General features: G+C 33.2%; 19 protein-coding genes. All 19 read left to right on the top strand.

Annotation, left to right across the window (positions count from 1 at the left end; all coding sequences use genetic code 11):
* Positions 1–289 precede the first annotated feature (289 nt).
* The 19 genes from DWW91_RS11070 to DWW91_RS10985 all read left to right on the top strand — a co-directional run bounded on the left by DWW91_RS11070 (position 290) and on the right by DWW91_RS10985 (position 18,945).
* A complete protein-coding gene (locus tag DWW91_RS11070) occupies positions 290–946 on the top strand; it encodes a hypothetical protein (RefSeq protein ID WP_122327723.1) in 657 nt (218 codons plus the stop codon).
* Between the two features lie 2 nt (positions 947–948).
* Positions 949–1,875: a hypothetical protein gene (locus tag DWW91_RS11065; RefSeq protein ID WP_122327722.1), complete on the top strand. Its 927-nt coding sequence runs from the start codon at positions 949–951 to the stop codon at positions 1,873–1,875.
* Complete coding sequence (locus DWW91_RS11060; RefSeq protein WP_122327721.1) at positions 1,875–2,762, top strand: hypothetical protein; 888 nt, start codon at positions 1,875–1,877, stop codon at positions 2,760–2,762. Before DWW91_RS11065 ends, DWW91_RS11060 begins: the two co-directional genes overlap by 1 nt.
* Positions 2,759–3,304: a hypothetical protein gene (locus DWW91_RS11055; RefSeq protein WP_147426542.1), complete on the top strand. Its 546-nt coding sequence runs from the start codon at positions 2,759–2,761 to the stop codon at positions 3,302–3,304. Before DWW91_RS11060 ends, DWW91_RS11055 begins: the two co-directional genes overlap by 4 nt.
* On the top strand, positions 3,301–5,283 hold the full coding sequence (locus tag DWW91_RS11050) for a hypothetical protein (protein WP_122327719.1): 1,983 nt from the start codon (positions 3,301–3,303) through the stop codon (positions 5,281–5,283). Before DWW91_RS11055 ends, DWW91_RS11050 begins: the two co-directional genes overlap by 4 nt.
* 67 nt (positions 5,284–5,350) lie before the next feature.
* Entirely contained in the window at positions 5,351–5,770 is a 420-nt protein-coding gene (locus DWW91_RS11045; RefSeq protein ID WP_122327718.1) for a hypothetical protein, read from the top strand.
* A 143-nt stretch (positions 5,771–5,913) separates the two neighbouring features.
* On the top strand, positions 5,914–6,603 hold the full coding sequence (locus tag DWW91_RS11040) for an FAD-dependent thymidylate synthase (RefSeq protein WP_122327717.1): 690 nt from the start codon (positions 5,914–5,916) through the stop codon (positions 6,601–6,603).
* Positions 6,593–8,758 carry an anaerobic ribonucleoside-triphosphate reductase gene (gene nrdD / locus DWW91_RS11035; protein WP_122327716.1) on the top strand — a complete coding sequence of 722 codons (2,166 nt, stop codon included), beginning with the start codon at positions 6,593–6,595 and terminating at the stop codon, positions 8,756–8,758. The genes DWW91_RS11040 and nrdD overlap by 11 nt, the downstream gene beginning before the upstream one ends.
* Entirely contained in the window at positions 8,751–9,230 is a 480-nt protein-coding gene (gene nrdG / locus DWW91_RS11030) for an anaerobic ribonucleoside-triphosphate reductase activating protein (protein ID WP_122327715.1), read from the top strand. The genes nrdD and nrdG overlap by 8 nt, the downstream gene beginning before the upstream one ends.
* Positions 9,231–9,477: 247 nt before the next feature.
* Complete coding sequence (locus DWW91_RS11025; protein ID WP_199722571.1) at positions 9,478–9,804, top strand: hypothetical protein; 327 nt, start codon at positions 9,478–9,480, stop codon at positions 9,802–9,804.
* A gap of 17 nt (positions 9,805–9,821) precedes the next feature.
* On the top strand, positions 9,822–11,156 hold the full coding sequence (locus tag DWW91_RS11020) for a hypothetical protein (protein ID WP_122327713.1): 1,335 nt from the start codon (positions 9,822–9,824) through the stop codon (positions 11,154–11,156).
* A gap of 70 nt (positions 11,157–11,226) precedes the next feature.
* A complete protein-coding gene (locus DWW91_RS11015; RefSeq protein ID WP_158599436.1) occupies positions 11,227–12,267 on the top strand; it encodes a metallophosphoesterase in 1,041 nt (346 codons plus the stop codon).
* Between the two features lies 1 nt (position 12,268).
* Positions 12,269–14,605: an AAA family ATPase gene (locus tag DWW91_RS11010; RefSeq protein WP_122327711.1), complete on the top strand. Its 2,337-nt coding sequence runs from the start codon at positions 12,269–12,271 to the stop codon at positions 14,603–14,605.
* On the top strand, positions 14,598–15,080 hold the full coding sequence (locus DWW91_RS11005) for a crossover junction endodeoxyribonuclease RuvC (protein WP_122327710.1): 483 nt from the start codon (positions 14,598–14,600) through the stop codon (positions 15,078–15,080). The genes DWW91_RS11010 and DWW91_RS11005 overlap by 8 nt, the downstream gene beginning before the upstream one ends.
* Positions 15,077–15,328 (top strand): hypothetical protein, encoded by a 252-nt coding sequence (locus tag DWW91_RS27550; RefSeq protein ID WP_147426541.1) that lies wholly within the window; start codon positions 15,077–15,079, stop codon positions 15,326–15,328. Before DWW91_RS11005 ends, DWW91_RS27550 begins: the two co-directional genes overlap by 4 nt.
* Positions 15,301–15,921: an RNA polymerase sigma factor gene (locus DWW91_RS11000; RefSeq protein ID WP_233584465.1), complete on the top strand. Its 621-nt coding sequence runs from the start codon at positions 15,301–15,303 to the stop codon at positions 15,919–15,921. Before DWW91_RS27550 ends, DWW91_RS11000 begins: the two co-directional genes overlap by 28 nt.
* The gene (locus tag DWW91_RS10995; protein WP_122327709.1) at positions 15,899–16,495 is read left to right on the top strand and encodes a hypothetical protein; all 597 of its coding nucleotides are present in this window, start codon (positions 15,899–15,901) and stop codon (positions 16,493–16,495) included. Before DWW91_RS11000 ends, DWW91_RS10995 begins: the two co-directional genes overlap by 23 nt.
* Positions 16,477–17,841 carry a DnaB-like helicase C-terminal domain-containing protein gene (locus tag DWW91_RS10990; RefSeq protein WP_122327708.1) on the top strand — a complete coding sequence of 455 codons (1,365 nt, stop codon included), beginning with the start codon at positions 16,477–16,479 and terminating at the stop codon, positions 17,839–17,841. Before DWW91_RS10995 ends, DWW91_RS10990 begins: the two co-directional genes overlap by 19 nt.
* A 78-nt stretch (positions 17,842–17,919) precedes the next feature.
* A complete protein-coding gene (locus DWW91_RS10985) occupies positions 17,920–18,945 on the top strand; it encodes a toprim domain-containing protein (RefSeq protein ID WP_122327869.1) in 1,026 nt (341 codons plus the stop codon).
* Position 18,946: the final 1 nt, after the last annotated feature.

Genomic DNA, 18,946 nt, shown 5'->3' with positions numbered 1-18,946 from the left:
TGTCTTACATATTCAGTTCTACCGAAGCGATTTCTGAAATACGCATGAACAAACACCACCAACTTATTATTGTGGTATATAATCATTTAGATTAGATTTAAAAAATTATTTGTTAAGGCTTATCTCTATTTATCTTTAACAGGGGCTACAAATTTAATTATAAATTATCTTCATTACATAACAAAACCTTAACTAAATCAGGGGGGATTAGCTAATTGCTTTTCTCCCCTTTCTTGTATATGAACATAGATATTGATTAATATCTAATCTTAATAAACACCTAAACGATATGAGAACTGATATTGCAATAAATTATGATACCGGGGAACTTACACTAAAAAAGAATATTCCCCAGTTCACCGTTGATTTCTCTTGGCTGGAAGAAAAAGAAGATGATTACTATGTCTATGGAGAATGTGCATTTAGATATGGTATGACGGAAGAACATTTATATAATGGGATTGGAGTAAATATCCCTTTTAAAAGCAAGTATAAGAAAATCAGGTTATCTTTTTTGGTCATAGATAATCAGAACAACACTTATCCTGTATTAAATTCCAGTAACAGCAGGGCTATATTTGACGCTGTAAATCAAGACAATACCCCTATTTATGCAAGTCAATTACCACTATTATCTGAAGATTTTATGTATAAATTGACTATGAAAGATAATATGGTATATATATCTGATATGTATAGCTATGATTTAAGTATCAACGAATCAATAGAACAAAACAAAATGTTCTTGTTAAAATGTAATGAAGGGAATTTGTATAAATACCCAACATCCGGAGTTGGACTACCAGGCTATTTAAATGGTAATATTGGGGCCTCTGACTTAGGAGAAAGGGTTAAAGATGAGTTCAACAGAGATGGTATGTATGTAGAAACCGCTTCTATCAATACTGAAACAGGAGAAATTTGTATAAAAGCAATAGAAAAATAATTATGGCAAAATATACAGTCAAGGTTGGACAAAATATATTTGACATTGCATTATCTCTTTATGGATCAGTTGAAGGAATTCTGGATTTATTTGTATGCAACCCGAACTTATCAATGGATTCAAACATAAAAGATGGCGATATCTTAAGTTACACAGATAATTATTTTGAAGACTCTTCAGTACTTGATTATTATAAATCGAACAAAATTGTTCCTGCTAATCAGATTGGAAACATTTATTACAATATGTTACCGCAACTAAGAATGATTATACATATTGATAATAAATTGAGGAACTTTGGTTTTAATGTCTCAGGAAATGGGAACATTAAAATTGATTGGGGAGATAATTCCCCCATTGAGAATATTGATTTATCAAGTAGTTTACGTAATGTGAGTCATGTAGCAAACAATGAAATATTAGGAAACAGGAAAATCAAGTTCTATGGTGATTTTAGTTTATACCAAATAGACTTTAGCAACATTCCGCCAATAAAATTATATGTTGTCTCCCCTCTTTACGTTGAGTCTTTATCTTTTAGGGGAGCCACAAGTCTATTTGATATAGAGTTCTTATATTTAGCAGACCACAACGTACTAACTAACATTGATTTAGTACATACTAAATTAACAAACCTTACACCCCTTATCCAGTTACGACAAGCCCAAATAATCAATTTATCATATTCCAACATAAAACAATCTGTAATCGATCAATACTTGATATCTCTTGTAAAAAACTACGGGGTTAGAAGAAACTGTACTGTAAATCTGATTGGTTCTATTAACCCTACAGGTCTATATCAAAAACCAAAAGACATAAAAAATCCTCTCACCGGTATGGAAGCAATATGGGTAATAGTAAATGAACATAAAGAATCATCAGGTCCTTGGAAATTTATACTAACAAATAATACATACACTATATAATGGCAAGAAGCATTAATGATATCTACAAAGAAATTGTAGCAGAGAAAGACAAAAGGCTTGAATTATCTGATATTCAGAGTGATTCTAAAGTCTCTATTTTTAATGGTATAGCATGGACAGTAGCTACAGCTATTTTCTCCTTTGAAACTATAATGGATATCTTTACATATGATATGAACAGTGCCCTACAGGAAAGAATTAACGGAACACCTTCATATTATGTCAATTCACTACTTAAATATCAACACGGTGATAAACTCAAAATCCGAGAAGATGGACTTGGATTTGGATATGAAAAATTAGATACAACAAAACGTATTGTAACTCAGGCTTCTTATCAAGAAGACACAAATGATCAAAGTTTAGATACTAAGCTGATATTGAAAGTTGCTTCCGGAACAAATGGAAAACTGTCTCCTCTTACATCTGATCAACTTATGATGGTTACTTCTTATGTAAATCAGATCAAGTTTGCTGGAACAAATATAGAAGTCGTAAGTAGAAAGGGTGACATAATTATACCTCGATTAACAGTTTATCATGATGGAGCCTTACCAGAAGAGACTATGAGAAGCAAAATTGATGAAGCATTAAATAGCTTTATAATGGAAACAAAATTTAATTCTGCAATTTATGTTTCAAACATTATTAGCTGTTTAATGTCCATTGAGCATGTTACCGATGTTTATATGGATGTTAATGCAGTCCCACAACAAGGAGTCTACATTGTATCGTATGAAAGTGATGGTTCTATGGCTGAAGAAAGGAGAATCGGAAGAATGACATATGCCAGCTCCGGCTTCTTGAGAGAATCATCAAAAGAGGATCAAGAAGCTAATATTCCAAATTTCAGAGAAGCTATAGTTCTAAAGGTAGATGTAGTATGAGCAGGTATTCTATAAATTTTGATCGTTTAATGAATATGCTTATACCATACTATTTGAGAAATAGACAGTATGTTCTCTTTATGCAATCTTTTATATATCCTCTACAGATAAAAAATGAAGAATTCATCAATTTTGCAAAAGAGAAGAAAATTGAAGCATCAATGACAAGCCAAGTTATTCTATTTACTTGGTACTTAAATCATAAATACAACCAATATTTTGTAGATCCAACAGATTCGGTAATAATTGAAGATTCAATAGATATTGGAGTCCCTGTGTATCGTCACAAAGATCCCAACCAAATTCCTTATACTATTTGGAATGTCGCTGATAATTGGGATTCTGTCAAAGACACCAACGAAGAACCTCCAGTATTCTTTTATAAGCAAGAAAATATTACAATAAACAAAACAAGTTTTTCTGTCTCTGTTCCGGCAATCAATATACCGCAAGAAGATTTTGTACCAATGATTGCTAATACGATAAAAATGTATCGTATTGCAGGCAAAACATTTCAAATTAAAATATCAGAACCAAAATGAGAGAATTTATAGCAAAAACAGGAGGCCGGTATACATATATTGAAGATTTTATCGGACTTCAAGAAATATCACTTTCACTTACTTCTATTTTCGAAGGATGCAATAATTTCATTCTTTCCGGTTGTAAGACATCCGGGACAAATAATTCCAATATAGCAATATCTGAGGGTTATGTATTTATCAAAGGGAAGATTAGACACTTTGAAGGAGGAAGTATAGATTTAACAAAACCATACTACATTGTAGAAAAAGAAAGGACTGAATCTGTCAAATATGCTGGGGATGCGACTCAACAAGGTTGTATTATATACGAATGCTTCGGATCAGATGTAGAGCCTATAGACAAGCAGTTCATAAAAATCACAAGTACATATATCCCAAGGCTTAAGGACGAGTTCTTTGGTAAATATGCAGTAACCTTAAATAGTGCATTCAACCAACAGACAGTCTCACAAAATATTGCATTTGATAAAAATATATCAGTCAAAGGAAATATAACTAGTGTCGGCAATATTACACAAATCAATTCAGATAAACAGGTTGAAATAAAACAGTCTATCTCATCCTCCGGAGACGGTCAATACTCTTTCTTAAAAAATGGAGCCGAACTAAGCAAGTTACTATTCGGTTATGACGGTTGCATCAAATTTATCTCTGGAGGTATTGAAAAGTTGGTTATTTCACCTACAAACACAGCATGTGACCTTATAGGTGTTAATGAACTAAGAACTTCAGAACTAGCTATTAAAGGTAATGAAATTGATAACTTTAGCACCAAAGGTGAAGATGGCGGTATAAATATTAATAGAACCGGTTATAACGGAACTGCAAATACACCACGTCATTTTAATGTATATGGAGGTAAAAAACAGTTATTATTCCGCGTTGATGGAAGTAAAAACACAGTGATTTCATATGGCTCATTTACAGAAGAATCAACTAACGAGTTTGGGATTACGCTTCGAGATACAGCACATAGTTACAGGGAACCTAATTATAATAAATCGATTGCCTGGAAAGATAATGCAGGAGTGATTCTAGGTTCTATAGGCTACTCAGACACATCGAAAAATGACTTGGTTATCAAAAATGAACAAGGAGATGTTTCAATTGTAGCTAGACAATTCAATATATCAGGAACAATACTAGAATCAGGACAATCATTAGACTTCGTCTATGCAAAAAAAGCATATGTAGATGATGAGTTAGCTAAAAAAGTTAATTCGGTTGCCGGAATGGGATTGTCAGAACAGAACTTTACATCTGCTGACAAAGCTAAACTTGATAATATAAAACAGGGAAGCATTGGTTCTGGTAATGATGGGATGGTAAATGGCAATGATGTAAGCCAGGCATTAGCAGGAAAATTAGACGCGGCCAATAATTTGAGCGATGTCAATGATAAAGCTGAAGCAAGAGAGAATCTAAATATTTTTTCAAAATCTGAATGCGAAAGTTACTACCTGCGCAAAGACAAGAAACTTTCAGATCTTCCTACTTTAACCGAAAACGAAAAGGAGAATATCAGAAATGCGATTGGAGCAGCAAAAATCGGAGACTCTCCTGCTGATTCAGGAGTAAGACAAATTGTCAAAGAAGAGATGAAAAGTTTGGATGAAAAATTTGCTTTAAAATCCACTACAGGAATAAAGATCGCTACTCAAGATGGATTAACGTTTGTTCAAATTGGAGGTGTTGTATCTATTGGAGGAAAAATTGAACCTGCGGGTGGTGCTGGTCATTGGTTTAATATTCCAAATTCAATAGGTGCACCTGCTACAGTTATCAGTGGGGTTATATTTGCTGGATTTGGAAAGAAAGAGGATATTAACTATGGATTAACTTGGGAATGCCAAGCAGAGAGTAGAAATATTACATGTCCTTTTCATTACTATCCTGATCATCAAGAAAGAGAAGTTACTTTTAGTTGTACATATGTTACAAAAACAAAACCTGGTAATGCAGAGGCATATTTATAAACTTGTATTATTATGAACATATCAAATTTGGATCGTGATTTATATTTATTAGAAAAAATGAAAGAAGATGGCTACGAAACCATTAATAAAGAACGGAGTAAGGATAACACTGAAGTCAAAACCCAACGGGAAACCAGGAAGACCAAAAGGAACAAAAAAGAAAAGACTGTTTGAAGAGACTAAATTAGGTTTTCTTTTAAAATATGAAACGCCAATAGAATATGAACTAATTATGTCTTCTACACCAAAAAGTGTTTTTCCGGAGCCTAAAATAAAGGTTATAGAAGCTATTACACTAGCCTCCCCTAACCCAGTATTTCAAAAAAATAAGTTCTACCGATATCTTGATGATTACAGAAGAAACAAACTTTGCAGTGAAAGAGCAAAAGTATTAACATCAAAAAGAAAAGCTTATTACGAAAGGCTCCAAATGAATCAGATAAAAAAATATATTGAATCCAAGAAAAAAGAAGGATATTATTATTAATGTACACATAGGAGCACTCTTTTACAGGGTGTTCCTTTTTTTATCAAATTTATTTGCTTATTTTACAAATAGAACTTACCTTTGCATCGCTATCCTTGATAATGGGCACATTTCTTCGCCCAAGCAAATATCTAATTATATAAATGTTAAATGAAAATTTCTATGTAACTGTTAGAAAATTAACTGATCGTGAACTAATGCTTTCTGCATGTGAGTCTACATTCCTAGGAAAAAGCAATCAAAGTTTATTGAGTATCTATAAATCCGAGCACTCTCCCGCTAGAACACAATTGTTTTGGATTGAGATAAAAAACGCACCTCTTTTTGTTGTTTCTCACTATGTAAGACACCATGTCGGTATTGAGAAATTTCAATTATCAATGAGAACTGATCGTGATGGAGGAAAAGACCAGTGTCCTTATATTGCAGATCGTTTATCGGAAATCCTAGCTATTCCAGAAGAATATCGTGCTGAAGAAGAAACCAAAGAGATGTATGAGTTACTTGAAGAGTTAAGAAATAGATCTGGAAGAAATGCATTGACAAATCTCTCTATACTTGTAAATGCTCAATCACTGATCGATATGGCAAAACTTCGTCTCTGTAATATGGCTTCTCTAGAAACAATAAAAGTATTCTCTGCCATTAAAGAAAAGATCAACGAGATTGATCCAGAACTAGCTTCAATGATGGTTCGTAAGTGTGTCTATCGAAATGGACTATGTGGAGAGCCCAAATGTTGCGGCTTCCAAGTTTCTCCTACATTCAAAAAGGAACAAGAAAATTATATCAAACATTTTACACTTAAACAAAAAGGATTACATGCCAACTAAAACTATTACAAAACGTGATGGACGTATTGTCCCATTTGACCCATTTTGTATCTCTAGTGCCATCTCTAGTGCTGTGAAAGCAACTTCAGGAAAATTTGATTTACCTGAAATAAAAATAACCGAAAGGGTAACAGATAAAGTTATTAGACAAATAACTGAAAGTTCATCTGTAGAAGATATTCAAGATTTAATCATCAAAACTCTCCGAGAAGATAGTTTCGATTATATAGCTAAGTGTTTTGAAGATTATAGGAATGAGAGAAATAAAGCTAGAGAACTAGCACTGCTTGCAAAGAAGAATCAATTTATCTATGAGTACTCAAATGCCGAAAATGCAGCTACTGGTAGTGTTTATGATTCAAATGCTAATGTGGCAGCTAAAAATATTGCAACTTTAAACGCAGAAATCCCCAAACAAGATGCCATCAAACTAAACAGGTATCGTGTTGTTAAAATGCTTCATAAACTATATGGAGATCAAGCTCCGGATTATGAAAAAGATTTAAACTCACATATTATATATAAGAATGATGAAAATTCTTTTTCTTTTGGAACTGTCCCCTATTGTGTTGCTATTAATTGTTATCCATTTATGCAAAACGGCCTGAAGGATCTAGGGGGATTATCAGCGGCACCTAAAAACTTAGATTCATTCTGCGGAATGTTTGTAAATTTGATATTTGCTGTATCCTCTCAGTTCGCAGGCGCTGTAGCTGTTGCTTCTTTCTTTAATATGTTCGATTATTTTGCACGCAAAGAATGGGGAGATGACTACTACTTATTTACTGAAAATAGAATTGCTCGACTGAAACAACATGAAGGAGAAGAATATGGAGTAAGTGTAAACAAGCAGATTGAACAATATTTTCAGCAAATAGTCTACTCGATTAATCAACCTGCTGGAAATAGATCGTTTCAAAGTCCATTTACTAACATATCTTACTTTGACAAAAATTACTGGCATGGAATGTTCGGTCACTTCTATTATCCAGACGGAACACAACCTCAATGGGAATCTATTAATTGGCTACAAAAGAAATTCATGCAGTGGTTCAATCATGAAAGAACTAAATGTGTTTTAACTTTCCCTGTTGAAACAGTTGCATTACTTTCCGATGGTAAGAATAAAATTCTTGATGAAGAATGGGCTGAGTTTGTAGCTAAAATGTATTCTGAAGGCCATTCATTCTTTACATATATTAGTGATAATGTAGATAGCTTATCAAGCTGTTGCCGTTTACGTAATGAATTATCAGACAACACTTTTAGCTTTACAAATGGTCTAACTGGAGAGTCCACAGGTAGCAAATCAGTTATTACCCTGAATATCAATAGAATAGTCCAAGACTGGACTAAAACAAATGTAAAAATGACTTTTCCAACAGAATTTCCAACTTATTTGGAGACAATACTGGATCGTGTCTATAAATATCATACAGCCTACAATGAACTATTGAAAGAATTGTATGACGCAAATATGTTACCGGTATATAAAGCAGGGTTTATCTCAATGAAGCAACAGTATCTTACAATTGGAATCAACGGTATTAATGAAGCAGCAGAATACATGGGGATTGATGTTAGCGATAATAAATCCTATGAAGGATTCACAAATACGATTTTAAAAACTATATCAAGAGAGAATAGTAGTCATAAAACAGACGAACTATTATTCAACACAGAATTTGTTCCAGGAGAGTCTTTAGGCGTAAAGAATGCAAACTGGGATAAGGAAGATGGTTATTTTTCACCTCGTGACTGTTATAATTCTTACTTCTTTCTTCCAGAATCGGACACAAACATTATTGAAAAGTTCAAACTTCATGGAAGAAGATATGTAAGCAATCTTGATGGAGGATCAGCTCTTCATTGTAATCTAGCAGAACATCTAACTAGAAATCAATATTCAAAGCTTCTTCAGATTGCAGTTAAGGAAGGCACAAACTACTTTACATTCAATGTTAAAAATACGGTTTGCAGAGAATGTGGACATATTTCGAAACATACATTAGATAAGTGCCCAAAATGCGGAAGTGAAAATATTGATTACGCGACGCGAATAATTGGCTATTTACGTCTTATATCTAACTTCTCTAAACCTCGTCAAGAAGAAGCTTCAAAACGATATTATGGAAATATGAACAGTGATGCTTAAATATGTCAATACAGATGTAACTTTTCAAGAATTCCCAGATGAAGTTGCACTGTGTATAAATATCTCCAATTGCCCTTGTCATTGTCCAGGCTGTCATTCTAGTTATTTAGTTAAAGACATTGGAGAATTATTAACAAAAGATACCATAGATGAATTTATGGATAAATATCACGAAGAGATTACACTTATAGGGTTTATGGGTGGTGATGATGCCCCTTTTGAAGTTTCATATTTTGCTCAATACATAAAAGAACGTTATAATATTAAAGTTGGATGGTATTCGGGAAAACAGATGTTCCCTAATAAATCAGATAAAACTTTTCCTTTCCAGTATTTTGATTATATCAAACTTGGACCATACATTGAAGCTTTAGGAGGACTTAAATCAAAAAACACTAATCAAAGAATGTTTAGTATTAAAGATGGAGTTCTAATTGATATAACATATAGATTCAGAAATAAAATACTATAACATTGATATACAGTAGTATAATTATTTTTATCTAATTTATTTGCATATTTAATTTATTGTATTTACATTTGCATCGTAATAAGAAAACAAAGTATATGAAGTAGTGTCAATTCTAAAAAAAGGGTTGGTCCATATTAGAGGTAAGCGACCAGATCTAGCAGAGTTACAAAGAGAAATTCGAAGATTACCAGATGGTGAATATTCATTTTTTATCTGCGACAAGAAGCCCAACAAAACCCTCCCTCGCATGAAATACCTTTACGCGGTAGTTTTAAAAACCATATCAGACGAATTACCGGACCATCCTAAAGTAGAGGTTTTATACAGAAAGTTCGAAAAAATGTTCGCACCCACCCGAACAACAAGACTCTTCAAAAACGAATTTTCATACCAAGATTTAAAAAATTGTACATCAACAGAATTAGATGAAGTAATTCAAAAAATTATTTGGTTTGCTTCAGAAAATTTGAGTATTAAAGTCATGGAAAGATTGGATTTTAGACCATCTGAAGTAACTGAAGCTTATGTTGGTGCATATAATGAACAGTGGGAAGACTATAACAGAAATATTTAATTATCAAGCAATTTATTATGTCAGAAGTAAACGAAAAAGACCTGGAATTACAAGAAAAATCATTACAAGACTTATTTTCAGATAGCCAAGAATCATTAGAAGAAGCACAAGCAAGAAAAGCGAAGGAAGAAGTATCTTTTGTAAAAGCTAAATACTTTGTCATGGACTCATTAGGTTCATATAATATTCGTATTTTACCTTTGCCACCTAAATCAGATCGCAGAGGGTATGAATATCCAGTTCGCCAAATGCTATTGAAGATCAATAATCCGGATCAAGAAGCCAAAAAGAAATTTATGTACGTGAAGGTATGTAAAGCGACTGATGCTGGTTACTCCGTGGATTTGATCGATACATATAAAAAATTGGCTTTAGATGCAGTAAAGGATGACGAAGATCTGGTAAAGAAAATCAAAGGAGGTACGTTTGGAGGGGGACTTGCATACGGTTATAATCATGCAATGTATGTAATTAATCTGGACAAAGAAGCCGATGGAATGATGATATGGGAAGCATCAAATGGTCAGTTTAAAGATCTTGAAGATCAGAAAGAATCTGTTTGGAAAAAGATGATTACTAAATCAAAGAATGCAAAATTTCCTTGTCCTATTTCATCGTGGAATAAAGGTTTTCCTATTGAGATCACTAAGAAAAAAGAAAACAATAAAACCGAATACAAATTTATTGTTGATGTTGTTAGTGACTCATACGAACTGAGCGAAAAACAGCTTAAGGACTTAATGAGTGCTCCTACTCTTCCAGAAATCATCTACCGATACACAAAGTATCATATGGACGCAACAATCGAGTTTCTTAAGCAATATGATGAGACAAGTGATCTAAATATTATGGAACATGAAGATATGCTAAATGCTATCGAAATTCTGAAAGGCGAATTACCGGCAGATGACACTTCTTCTTTCTCTTTCAAATCGGGTGATGATGACAAATCAGGTGAAGTAAGTGATGAAGACATAACATTTGATAAACTGGCTGCCATCTATGACGATCTTCAGGACAAAAAACTTGGAGACAAAACAGAAGAAGGACAGAACTTAAGATCGTTGATTTCAGAATATATTAAAAGTAAAAATCTATCTGTTGCTGTTAAACGTGGCAAATCAAATAGTGATCTCCTTGATGAAATTGAAGCAGAACTAGATACATTAGGTGGGGAACCTACATCTAAGAAAGCAACAACATCAGTTAAAAGCAAGAAAGAGGTAGAAGAAACACCGGAAGAAGATGTTTCTGATGATGCTCCTGAAGAAAAAAAGGAAGAAACAGAAGAAACAACAGCTGATCCAGCTCCAACTGAAGAAGCGACTCCTCGACGCAGAAGAAGACAATAACAAAGACTTAACAGATAAATGAAAGGACATATCGAAACAGAAGGTATGTCCTTTTTAAATATCAATAGTAGTGCAGAAAAAAGCGGTAGCCTTACTTTTAAATGACGTACATGTTGGTAAGGATACTATTAATGATTTTAAATTGAACTGGGGAGAAGCTATAAATATAGCTATTGATAACCAGATTAACCATATTTTAGTCGGAGGTGATTTATTTCTCAGTAGGTCCTCCCAAAACCTAGACATTCTTTTAGCTGTACATGATACATTTCAGGAATGTCTTGACAATAATATTAAACTAACTATTATTGAAGGTAATCATGATAAAGTAGACCAAGAAACATTAAGAGGATATTGTCATGTGTTTGACTCATTCGACAATGTAAGGGTGATTGATACCTGGGGAGAAGTCGGATTTGGACCTATCGGTGTAGGACTTATGTCCTATTTTCCAGAGAACGGTTCTTTCTCTGACAAGTTACAAGAAATAACAGAATATTTCTCAGGAACAAATTACGAAAAATGGATTCTATACATCCATCAAGGAATACGTGGTGCCCTCTCCCAACCTAGTGATGACGAGTTACCAGCAAAGATATTCAAAGACTGGGATCAAGTATTAGTTGGCCATTATCATAACCGATGCAAGTTTGCTAATATTGAATACATCGGATCATCCAGACAGCACAATTTTGGAGAGGATGAAGAAAAGGGGTACACAATCTTATTCTCAGATGGTTCAACTCAATTTATCAAAAACGAGGTTAACATCAGATATAAAACCCTTGAAGTTTCTTTCGAAGAGATTAACTCTCATATGAAAGAAACCATCGATGATCTTGTTCATGATGGATATAAAGTGAGGGTAAAAATCAACTGTAAACCAGAGCAGGTTAAAAGCATTGACAAACAGTTTTTAATCGATTCTGGAGCATCAAAAGTAGAAGTAACACAAGATAATGTCGAACTGATAAAAACCTCTCAGAACGACTTTGGTAAACGTTATGACAAGAATGGATTGAAAGATGTGTACTCATCATTTTGCCAGGAAAACAATATTACAGACGAAGAAGCAGAGATTGGAATTAAATACTTAAATGTGATACAATAAGATGTGGAAAATAAAGAAAATAAGAATAAAGAACATATGTACACTGAAAGATATTGATTATTCATTCACCCAAGGAGTAACAACATTAGTATTTGGAAACAATTTGGATAATGATAGCCAAAAGAGTAATGGCTCTGGAAAATCAGCATTGACTGAAGCAATCGTATTTGGGTTAACCGGGTCCCCTCTTCGTCAGGTAAAGAATGATGAACTTATAAATAATGATGAAGAAAATGCTTTTATCGGAATAAGGCTAGAAAATACCGTCAATAAAATATCTGTAGATATAGAAAGAACAATCTACAGAAAAGGATCACCAGATATTACTGTTTCCATGTATAGAGATGGTAACTTGGTTGATGATGGCTCTACTGTTAAATCTGGAGTAGATGAATATAACAAGTACATTCTTGATCTACTTGGTCTAAGTAAAGATGAAATATACAATAGTTATATTCTTTCAAAACATCGGTACCAAGACTTTCTATCTGCCTCCGACAAGGACAAGAAAGAAATCATCAATAAATTTAGTAACGGGAACTTGGTGGATCAATCTATCCAGGCTGTACAGATTGATAAAAAACCTTTAATGGAGCAATTTGATAATACCAAACTTGAATTATCCAACTTTGAAGGTAGAATATCTGCTACTGAAGAACAAATTGAGAATGAAAAGAAAAATGCCGAAACAAGGCAAATAACAAAATCTCAACGTATTCAAGAAGTAAAAGACTTAATTAAAAGCCATCAGGATTTAATTAATGAGCAAAAAGCTAATATTGAATCCTATAAATCAGAGCAGAACACTCTAAACACTGTCGGTGATGAACTAAATGAACTGGACGATAAGTCTCAAGAAATCGCTATTAATGAGATTTTGGGTAATATAAATACAATATTGTCTAAAACAAATTTAGTTTCTTATGATTCAAAATCCTTCAATGAAACTAGAGATCAGTTATCTGATCAGATTAAGCTAAAGAATGAAGAATATGAGAAACTGGGGCAAGATATTATCCAGGTTGAATCAGACTTACAATCATTATCAATAGATTTAACCCACCATCAAGAGAAGTTCAACAGTGAAAAAGTTACTTATGATAAATTCATTTCAGATTTTGAAGTCAAAAGACAAGAATATTGTGTTAAGCGAGAGAAGCTGAATGAAGTCATCAAGTCATTCAGGGCAAAGATTACTAAAAACAATTCTACAATCTCAGATCTGGAAGCAAAAATTAGTGGTTCTATTGAATGTCCTCATTGTAAGAAACATTTCATTCTTGGAGATAAAGACTTTGATATTGACAATGCTAAATCTCTAATCAAATATCATACAGATGAGAATAATATATGTATTAGTGAAATAGAAAAATCAGTCAAAGACTTAGAGTGTATTGATAATTATATTGATAAATCAAATAAGTCAAAAATAGTTAGGTGTTCTTTATTAGAGACTATTGAAAAAGATTTTAAGGCAGCAGAAAGAGCAGTCACCCTTAAAAACGAAAAGCTGCAAGATGTCAAAAGACAACAAAGCAATATAGAAAATATCATTAAGGAACTGAAAGAGAAACAAACTCATTTGGTTAACAATATATTTGATGATATTTTCAATAATATTACAAGATGTTTTACAAGGCTTTCAAACTCCATAAAATCGGCAAACGAGTCTATTTCTAATTATAATGGTATCATTGAGGCAAAAAAAGAATTGATCAACAAACTAGAAACAGAGGATGAGAACTCAATAATATCATCATTACAATCTTCTCTTAAGGAATACAAAAAGAAAAAAGCGATAGTATACAAAAAGAGCAACGATCTGGATGAGCGGATAAAATTATTGAACACACAGGAAGCTAGATTCATTGCTTTTAAAACTTACTTAGCTAACAGTAAGGTTGAAGCTTTAAACGATATCACAAACAATTTCCTTGAGCAAATCGGCAGTGATCTAAGAGTTAGATTTGATGGATATACAATGTTAAAGTCTGGAAAGATTAGAGACAAAATATCAGTCTCGCTACTTCGTGACGGCATCGATGTAGGTAGTTTCGCTAAATTCTCAGAAGGAGAGAAAAGTAGAATACAACTTGCAACAATCCTTGCAATGAATACTCTTACTAATAACAATGCTGAAGGAGATAAAGGTCTTGATTTATTAATATTGGATGAAATATTAGCAGCAGTTGATGAGGAAGGGTTAATTCATATATTGGACTCTCTTAACAAACTAAAAATAACATCATTAGTTGTTTCACATGGTAAAACTGCAGAATCATACCCTCACAAATTAGTAATAACAAAACAAAACGGAAACTCAACAATTAATGGATAATCATTTAAAAGTACCTGTTGACCTGAAGAAAGAAGATATATTGGCACTAGATATTGCCACACATTGTGGATACTATTCTACACTTAGTTCTGGAACCTGGGATTTTACCGAAAAGAAATCAAACGACTGGAAACAGCACCTAGATTTTAGAACAACCATACTAAACTTTATAACAAAGAACAATATTAGACTGATTGCAGCCGAAGATGTAAATGTAGGGGGGCAATTTTCTGGTATGAGAAAGTTGAGTGAATTTAGAGGAATACTTATGGAAGTGTGTGATAAACTTAGTCTTCCAGAACCAATATTCGTAAATGTATCTTCTATCAAAAAATTTGCTACTAACAATGGCAAAGCTGATAAAAAAGACATGATACAAGCAATGATTGATAAATATGGTCTAATTCCAGTTGATGATAATGAAGCCGATGCATGCCATTTATTTCATTTAATATGTAAACGTTACCGATTATGAGTATTTCAAGAAGAAATCGTAGAGCAATAGATAAACATTTGAACGAACTTGGTATAATCCTGAGTCGCTTTTATGATTTTCTTTCTAAGTCTGATAAGCCTTCAGACGAAGAAGTAAGAAATAAGTTCATTGAATATGAAAAAGAATGGTTATCCTACTGTTTAAAAAAGCACTTATCTCCCCTACTACATTCAGAGTTTAAACACCAAGTATCAGAAGCGTGGAAGCACAAACAAACAGAGCAATAGAGCGAAGGCCAGATACAGATGAAGACATAAAAAGAAAACATAAATTATTCTACCAGTATGTCGTACCATATGAAAACATGATATATAAGTTAGTAATTCAATATTCAATGCAAAAAGCATATATAGATGACAATTATGTCGAATGTTTAGTGAATTACTATAAATACATAGAAACTTATAACCCCTCAATGTCTATCAGAACATGGCTCCACATAATATGTAAAAGATTTGTTCATGATCTGGAAGAAAGAAGAACAAGACAACTTCAACCTACTGATGATGTTAATATTGAGAATTCAGAAGAATTTATGTATGAACCCAACAATTCAGAAGATGATGCTCTCAATTGCAGAAAGTGGACTGAAATATATAATGATGAAGAAATTGAAGCTCTACAGTCATTAAAACCTATTTATCGAGAAGCTTTTTTATTACAGCATGCAGGGTACAAGTTAAACGAAATAGTTGAAATATCATATCGGAATGGAAATCTCAAATCAAAGAACATTGATACAATAAAAAGTAGATTGTTCTTAGCCAGGCAATTTTTACAAAGAAAATTAACTAGAAATGGTGAAAGACGAACTGATTAAAAAGTTTGTCACGATTTATACTCAGATAGAAAGAAAATGCCTCCATCCTCAGTTTTCTTTTCCCGGAGGTGGAAAAGTGTACAGAGAAATGGAGGCATTTGTCGATAGATTAGAAAAAGAATTTGGAGAAATAAGTAACGGACGTATTGTAGATTACTGTATCTGTTTAGTCCATTATCGCAGAGATCTAAATAGGATTTGGAAACCTAATCTATCATTTGGTCCCAAATCAATAGAAAGATATATCGAATTCAAAGGTGGAAAAAGATATTTCGAAGATCAATGGCTAAAAGAAAATGGATTAACAAGATCCGAACTAGAAGCTATTATCTCAGACTGTACAACTCATCCCCTAGCCAAATACATCTATCTGGAATCGGAAGAACAAACTAAGAAAAGAGCACAGAAACTAAAAATGGGAGTTCTGATGTGTGAAAGAAGCACTTTACTATACACTCCATTCTCTAAAAGTTGTATTCATTGTAATTCAATAATAGAATGCAAAGCTCTCACACAAAAATTATACCCTGAACTATTTAGAATTAGACTAGACAGATGGCAAAAGACGAAATAAAACATTTAAGTGAGGATTTCCTATATATTTTATATAATGTAGCTTTGAAGCGGAGTAATATTTGCGGTATCATCGTTGAGAACATGAAACCTGATTACTTGCCAGATAAACAATTTCAGACAATCAATAAGATCATCAGTATCTATTTCAAAGCAAATAAATGTTCTCCGTCAGTTGGTATTCTAATGGAAAAGGTTAGAGATGATTTAGATGCTGTTGAATTGGTTCAAACGATAAATGAAGTAACATATAATGAAACAGATGAGATTATTATTGACACACTGGAAGAGTTCATCAAGGATGTAAAACTAAAGCAGCTATATGCGAAAATTCCAAGTTACTATAATAAAGGGCAAGCAGAGAAAGCGCAAGATGAGATTAAGAAATACGCGGAATGGCTTAACTCATTCTCCCTTCATTCTTCTAGTTTTATTGATGTGATTGGAACTTTTAAAGAAAGATATGATGACAATTTAAGAGCAATGGAAGACATGAAGCTTCAAAACAAGCCTATTGTTTCGAGATTTTATGTTGATGATCTTGATAATCTTAATGGAGGACGAAATTTAAGAACCCAGCTTACTTGCTTTCTTGCACCTACTGGAGTTGGCAAGTCCCATATTGCAAGACATGTCGGGTTACATGCAGCAATTGATGATGGTTTGAATGTATTGCATTTTCAGTTAGAAGGATCTCAAAAAGAGGTTGTTGATGCGTACTCTGGAGCTCTTATCGAAAAAAGTTCATACTTATATGAAAGAGGAAGATTAAGCGATGCTGAGATGGATCGATTTATTGTCCAAATGGATCAATATGCAGGTAATATTGATGTAAAGGCATTTCCCAGATTCAATAATAAAGTTACCACAATCGATATAAAAGCAGGAATTGATGAATACAAAAAAACTTATGGTTCTGCTCCTGATCTCGTTATTATTGATAGTATGGATTTGCTTGGAGATGCGAGTGGAAAAACTTGGGATAGCGATCACGAACGACATAAACGAATTGCAGTTGCAAATGACCTGAAAGATATTGCCGGGGACGAAGATCTTTGGATAGTTGTTACTTATCAGGCGACAATGGAAAATCGAGATTGGTTAAACGATGAAAAGAATGTATTGACAGAGTATAACTGTTCAGAAGCAAAGGGTCTAGCAAGACCTATGACCCATTTAATTTCGATGAATCAGTCGGACAATGAGAGAAAAGAAAATATTATGCGGCTCCATGTTGCCAAATCAAGGTTTTTCAAAAAAGGGAATACTTTTAAAATAGCTACTAGATATGAAGACGAAGTGTTCTATGATCGACAAAGAACGTTAAATCTGAGTAAAGTAAAATGAAAAATGAAGGCTCATGGTATATTTCTATGGGCCTTTAGTTTTTTAATTAATTTTTGTCATTATATTTGCATTGTCAAAATGAACTACAGCAGACAAGAAGTTGAGTTCATTATACAGGAACTCAAAATTGAACTGAATGGACACCTTGACGGATCAGAAAAAAACCTGATAGCAGAGTATTGTCCTTACTGTCGAAAAAAACACAAGTTTGCGGTTTACATTGGTAAGCCTACTGCAAGAAAACAATTATTTGCTTCGCATTGTTTTTCATGTGGAAAATCTAACAGAGAACTCAATCCTTTATTAGAAAAACTTGAAAGATCCGACTTAATATTTGAAGCTACTACTACACTTGACGTTGAATTAGAAGCCTCTCTTCTACTCGACACCACTGGAGAACAAATTGATGACTCCTTAGATATTATAAAACCTCCTAAAGGATTTAAAAGATGCTATAAAAACAATTATTTAAAATCTCGTGGATTTAATGCTGATGATTATGAATATTTCCCAGTGGGCACAACAAGAGGGTGCAACTTTCAATTCGACAATTATGTAATATTCCTCATTGTTGACGCTGGTGATACAGTTGGATGGGTGGCCCGACATACTTGGCCTAAATCAGACATAGAAGAATATAATCGAAAAGCAAAAAGAACGGGCATATTTCAATTGAGACGATATAAAAACTCTACCGAAAATGAATTCATGAAGTTGCTATACAACTATGATACAATCATTGAAGGAGAAACCGATACCGTCATTTTAGTAGAAGGAGTTTTTGATGTTATTGCACTAACCAGAAAGTTAGAACTATATGACAATCACAGGATAGCAGTAATAGCCACATTTGGAAAAAAAATTTCGACTACACAGATATATAAAATACAACAAAAAGGAGTTAAAACTGTCGTACTTGCATACGATGGAGACGCTGTTACAGCTATTAAAACAATCTCTCAACAACTAAAAACATATTTCGAAACATATATTGCAGATATTGATGGTGATCTAGACTTTGATGAAATGGAGTATGAAGAAATATACAACACTTTCGCCTATAGAATTAAGACACCAATCGAGTATGCATTAAATAAAATATAAA

The sequence above is a fragment of the Parabacteroides sp. AF17-3 genome (assembly GCF_003635445.1).
Lineage (GTDB): Bacteria > Bacteroidota > Bacteroidia > Bacteroidales > Tannerellaceae > Parabacteroides > Parabacteroides goldsteinii.
This window is presented reverse-complemented; position numbering and strand designations above follow the sequence as displayed.

Excerpts from the sequence above, each read along its gene's own strand:
- DWW91_RS11070 (WP_122327723.1), top strand. The coding sequence starts at position 290 with ATGAGAACTGATATTGCAATAAATTATGATACCGGGGAACTTACACTA.
- DWW91_RS11065 (WP_122327722.1), top strand. The coding sequence starts at position 949 with ATGGCAAAATATACAGTCAAGGTTGGACAAAATATATTTGACATTGCA.
- DWW91_RS11060 (WP_122327721.1), top strand. The coding sequence starts at position 1,875 with ATGGCAAGAAGCATTAATGATATCTACAAAGAAATTGTAGCAGAGAAA.
- DWW91_RS11055 (WP_147426542.1), top strand. The coding sequence starts at position 2,759 with ATGAGCAGGTATTCTATAAATTTTGATCGTTTAATGAATATGCTTATA.
- DWW91_RS11050 (WP_122327719.1), top strand. The coding sequence starts at position 3,301 with ATGAGAGAATTTATAGCAAAAACAGGAGGCCGGTATACATATATTGAA.
- DWW91_RS11045 (WP_122327718.1), top strand. The coding sequence starts at position 5,351 with ATGGCTACGAAACCATTAATAAAGAACGGAGTAAGGATAACACTGAAG.
- DWW91_RS11040 (WP_122327717.1), top strand. The coding sequence starts at position 5,914 with ATGTTAAATGAAAATTTCTATGTAACTGTTAGAAAATTAACTGATCGT.
- nrdD (WP_122327716.1), top strand. The coding sequence starts at position 6,593 with ATGCCAACTAAAACTATTACAAAACGTGATGGACGTATTGTCCCATTT.
- nrdG (WP_122327715.1), top strand. The coding sequence starts at position 8,751 with ATGCTTAAATATGTCAATACAGATGTAACTTTTCAAGAATTCCCAGAT.
- DWW91_RS11025 (WP_199722571.1), top strand. The coding sequence starts at position 9,478 with ATGAAATACCTTTACGCGGTAGTTTTAAAAACCATATCAGACGAATTA.
- DWW91_RS11020 (WP_122327713.1), top strand. The coding sequence starts at position 9,822 with ATGTCAGAAGTAAACGAAAAAGACCTGGAATTACAAGAAAAATCATTA.
- DWW91_RS11010 (WP_122327711.1), top strand. The coding sequence starts at position 12,269 with ATGTGGAAAATAAAGAAAATAAGAATAAAGAACATATGTACACTGAAA.
- DWW91_RS11005 (WP_122327710.1), top strand. The coding sequence starts at position 14,598 with ATGGATAATCATTTAAAAGTACCTGTTGACCTGAAGAAAGAAGATATA.
- DWW91_RS27550 (WP_147426541.1), top strand. The coding sequence starts at position 15,077 with ATGAGTATTTCAAGAAGAAATCGTAGAGCAATAGATAAACATTTGAAC.
- DWW91_RS10995 (WP_122327709.1), top strand. The coding sequence starts at position 15,899 with ATGGTGAAAGACGAACTGATTAAAAAGTTTGTCACGATTTATACTCAG.
- DWW91_RS10990 (WP_122327708.1), top strand. The coding sequence starts at position 16,477 with ATGGCAAAAGACGAAATAAAACATTTAAGTGAGGATTTCCTATATATT.
- DWW91_RS10985 (WP_122327869.1), top strand. The coding sequence starts at position 17,920 with ATGAACTACAGCAGACAAGAAGTTGAGTTCATTATACAGGAACTCAAA.